The organism is Thermococcus sp. (assembly GCF_026991495.1).
Lineage (GTDB): Archaea > Methanobacteriota_B > Thermococci > Thermococcales > Thermococcaceae > Thermococcus.
The window spans coordinates 1-3,819 of the sequence record NZ_JALXBJ010000073.1 but is presented as its reverse complement, the minus strand read 5'-3'; the positions used below and the strand labels follow the sequence as shown (position 1 = coordinate 3,819).

Annotated in this window: 4 protein-coding genes; 3 read left to right on the top strand and 1 reads right to left on the bottom strand. The window is 57.4% G+C overall.

Annotated features, from left to right (window positions below):
• Window positions 1–120 precede the first annotated feature (120 nt).
• Window positions 121–1,335, top strand: a complete 1,215-nt coding sequence (locus tag MVB78_RS08830; RefSeq protein WP_297490438.1) for a preprotein translocase subunit SecD — start codon at window positions 121–123, stop codon at window positions 1,333–1,335.
• A 36-nt stretch (window positions 1,336–1,371) separates the two neighbouring features.
• On the top strand, window positions 1,372–2,067 hold the full coding sequence (locus MVB78_RS08825) for a TrkA family potassium uptake protein (RefSeq protein WP_297490440.1): 696 nt from the start codon (window positions 1,372–1,374) through the stop codon (window positions 2,065–2,067).
• Window position 2,068: 1 nt separating this feature from the next.
• On the opposite strand, the gene MVB78_RS08820 is transcribed toward MVB78_RS08825, so the two are convergent.
• Entirely contained in the window at window positions 2,069–3,397 is a 1,329-nt protein-coding gene (locus MVB78_RS08820) for a CoA-binding protein (RefSeq protein WP_297490436.1), read from the bottom strand.
• 98 nt (window positions 3,398–3,495) lie between these two features.
• On the opposite strand from MVB78_RS08820, the gene MVB78_RS08815 reads away from it, so the two are divergent.
• The coding region (locus MVB78_RS08815) for an NAD(+)/NADH kinase (RefSeq protein WP_297490434.1) at window positions 3,496–3,819 on the top strand (324 nt) is incomplete at its 3' end.

Sequence of the window (3,819 nt, the reverse complement as noted above, 5' to 3'; positions counted from 1 at the left end):
CGATAGAGGCCCAGCACGACCCGGAGACCGGGCAGAGTTTAATAGTGGTCAAAGTTGCCAACGTGACCCTTGAGGAGGCCAAGCAGATAAAGGAGCTGATAGAGTCAGGGTGTTCTTTACATGGAGTTCAACGGGGTGATCTTTGCGACTGGAGCGGAGGTGAGCGTCCCCTCCGGACAGTGGGGGCTCGACCCCCAGAAGTGCCCAACCTGCTGGCGCGTCGGCTTCATGCTCTCCGACAAAGCCCGCGAGAGATTCAAACAAGTGGCGAGCGGCAAAGTCGGCTGGCCGGTTGATATATTCCTCGACCCACCAACCAACGCACTCCTCGTAGTCTCCCCAGCCGTCTACCAGGAGCTCCAGAACACGCAGGACTTCAACGGCAACGCCGGGCCACAAGCCCCAACCCTCCTTGAGAGGATCGAGAAGGGCCTCAACATCAGCGTCCTCGTCTACACCAACCAGAGCCCGATGGCCATTGTAAACAACGCCACGGCCCTTAAGAAGAACAAGATAATCCTCGCCGACGTTCCAAGCGGGCTCTACAACAACATCAGCAGCATAGTGTCCGAGAGAAAGCTCGACATCAGGGTCTCCTACTTCAAGAAGAACCCCCAAGAGACGCCCAAGGCCTTCGTTGAGAGGGTCATCCACCTCTACGGCCCCTACGCTCTGGCCTTCGACCCAGCCCTGAAGTCACCGGAGTTCTTGGAACTGACGGGATCAGCGGCCACGAAGGAAGCGGCTTTAGCGGAGGCGAAGAGAATATACAGCGTCCTCCGGAGCGGTTCGCTGGCGGTCAAGCTCCACGTTATAAGCGAGGAGTACATATCACCAACGCTCGGGGAGGGCTTCAAGGAGCAGGCCGGACTCGCTGGCATAGGTGCGCTCATAACCGTCCTCCTCATAGTCTACTTCCACTACAGGCGCTGGAAGATAGCAATACCGGTTGCCAGTACGAGCCTCTTTGAGGTTACAATAATCCTTGGTATCGCGGCGCTGATAAGATGGAACCTCGACCTCCCGAGTATAGCAGGCATCATAGCGGCCATCGGTACGGGCGTCGACCAGCAGATCGTTATAACCGACGAGCTCCTCGGCGGCGGAGGGGGAGTCAGCAGGAGGATGGGCGTGCTCAGGAGGATGGCGAGGGCGTTCTTCATTATCTTCGCCTCGGCAACGACCACGATAGTTGCAATGAGCTTCCTCCTGTTCTACTTCGTCGGGACGCTCAAGGGCTTCGCCTTCACGACGATCCTCGGCGTTCTCATAGGTGTGTTCGTAACGAGGCCGGCGTACGCGGAGATAGCGAAGTACCTCCTATCGCTCGACTGAACCTTTCTTTTTTATCATCTTCCTGGGGTGATGGCTATGTTCGTCGTGATAATGGGCGCGGGCAGGGTTGGTTACCTCGTGGCCAAGCTCCTCGAAGGGGACGGCCACGATGTTACAGTGATAGAGACCGATAAGGAGAGGGCCCAGGAGCTCTCTCTTAACATCAATGGTCTCGTGATAGAGGGCGATGCCACAGATCCAAAGACCCTTGAGGAGGCGAACATAAAGCAGGCCCACGCCTTCGCGGCCCTAACTGGAAAGGACGACGCAAACATACTAGCCTGCATCCTCGCCAAGAACCTGAACCCCAACGTCTACACGGCCCTCAGGATAAGCAACCCGAAGAACAAAATGATATTCGAGAGGGTTGAGGATCTGAAGAAGTACTTCAACTTCATAATCTCGCCGGAGGAGATAGCGGCTGAGTACATATCGAGGAGCCTCGCAAACCCGGGCTTCAACAGGGTCCTCTTCCCCAAGGAGGGGGCAGAGATAGTTCGCTTTGAGATAACGCCCGAGAGCTGGGTGGCGGGCAGGGCCGTCCGCGACCTCAACCTCCCGAGGGACTCCCTGATAATAGCGATATACGACAGGAAGGGCAACCTCACGATACCCTCCGGCGATACAAAGCTCCCCGAGGAGGGATACCTGATAGTCTTCGCAAAGGCGGGAGTCCTGGAGGACGTGAAGGAGATATTCGAAAGGAAAAAGCCGGGCCCTTCTCCATCGTAGATCACCTGAGGGAGAGCCAGAGAAGGGCCCTCGCCGCCCTCTCCGGCGTGGGAAAGTTCTTGATGCCATCTTTTTCGAGGAGTTCAAGCCCATCCCTGACCAGTTCTCCAGCCATGAAGTTAACCACAATGGGCTTTCCGCAGTCGGCCTCAATGACCGCCCTTGCCACCTCCCCGCTCGGAACGAATATCGGCGGGACGCAGATCACGAGGATGGCGTCAACGTTATCGTCACGGCAGACAGTCTCGATGGTTCTCCTGTACCTCGTGTAGTCGGCGTCGGCTATAAGGTCGATAGGGTTCTTAACGGAGCATTGGGGGGGAAGGAAGGAGCGCAGTTTTTCAACGGTTTCGACGCTCAGGCCGGCCATCTCAAGCCCCAGCTCTTCAAGCTTATCCGCCGCGAGGACGCCGGGCCCACCGGAGTTCGTTATCACCACAACGCGCCTTCCCGCCTTGGGGTGCATCTCAAAGGCCTTAGCGGCATCAAAGAGCTCCTCCATCTCCCGAACCTCAATGGCACCCGCCTGCCTGAAGGCGGCGCGGTAGATTTCGTAGCTCCCGGAGAGGGAGCCCGTGTGGGAAGCGGCCGCTCTGGCACCGCTCGCGCTCTTTCCGGCTTTAAGAACGATAACGGGCTTTCTCACGCTCGCATACCTGAGGGCCCGTAGGAAGCGCCTTCCGTCCTTAACGCCCTCTATGTAGAGGGCTATTACCCTCGTGTTCGGATCGTCCGCGAAGTACTCCAAAAAGTCGCTCTCGTTCAAATCCGCCGCGTTTCCGTAGGAGACGAAGGCGGAAAAGCCTATCCCCTCCTCGTTCCCCATTGCTAAGGCTGCACCGCCGAAGGCACCGCTCTGACTTATCAGGGCCAGCCCCCCTTTCCTGACCCTGACCTCGAAGGAGCCGAAGAACTTCCCGTGGACACCAAAGATTCCCGCGCAGTTTGGCCCTATAAGCCTTATCCCGTGTTTTTTAGCCTTTTCGACCAGCTCACGCTCCAGTTCACGGTTCCCGACCTCAGAGAAGCCGGCGCTTATCACCACGGCACCCCTTACGAGCGGCCCGATCTCGTCTATTAGAGACGGGACTACCTTTGCCGGAACGGCGATTATCGCTACGTCAACCGACCTTTCAAGCTTCCTCACGATTTCGAAGGTTCTCCCGGCTACCTCAACTTGGCCACCCCGGGGGTTCACCGGCACAACTTCCCCCTCAAAGCCGCCCTCAACTATGTTCCTGAGGATCTCCCTCGCTATCGCGCCCTCCCTGAAGGACCCGAAGACAGCGACGCTCCGGGGGTAGAAAAAGTACTCGAGTTCCCGGCCCATGCTTTCACCTCCAGTGGCCTGTGGGGTATTGAATCAAAAACTTTGCGCTGCGAAAGGCTTAAAGGGAAGGAGGGAGAGTAAGGGTTTCAGGTGGGGCGATGAGGTTTGGTGTAGTCGCGAGGAGGGACAGGGAAGCCGCTTTAAAACTCGCGTACAGGGTCTACGACTTCTTAAAGATAAGCGGCTACGACGTCGTGGTGGACAGGGAGACGTACGAGCACCTGAGGCAGTTCGATGAGGGGGACGTGGTTCCGCTTGAGGAGTTCAACGTGGACTTCATAATCGTCATAGGCGGGGACGGCACGATACTCCGGGTGGAGCACAAGACCAAGAGGGACTTTCCAATACTCGGCATCAACATGGGAACCTTAGGCTTCCTGACGGAGGTCGAGCCGCACGAGGCCTTTTTCTCCCTGAGCAGA

Bases quoted from the DNA above. Each gene is read 5' to 3' on its own strand.
- MVB78_RS08830 (WP_297490438.1), top strand. From the start codon at position 121: ATGGAGTTCAACGGGGTGATCTTTGCGACTGGAGCGGAGGTGAGCGTC.
- MVB78_RS08820 (WP_297490436.1), bottom strand. From the start codon at position 3,397: ATGGGCCGGGAACTCGAGTACTTTTTCTACCCCCGGAGCGTCGCTGTC.
- MVB78_RS08825 (WP_297490440.1), top strand. From the start codon at position 1,372: ATGTTCGTCGTGATAATGGGCGCGGGCAGGGTTGGTTACCTCGTGGCC.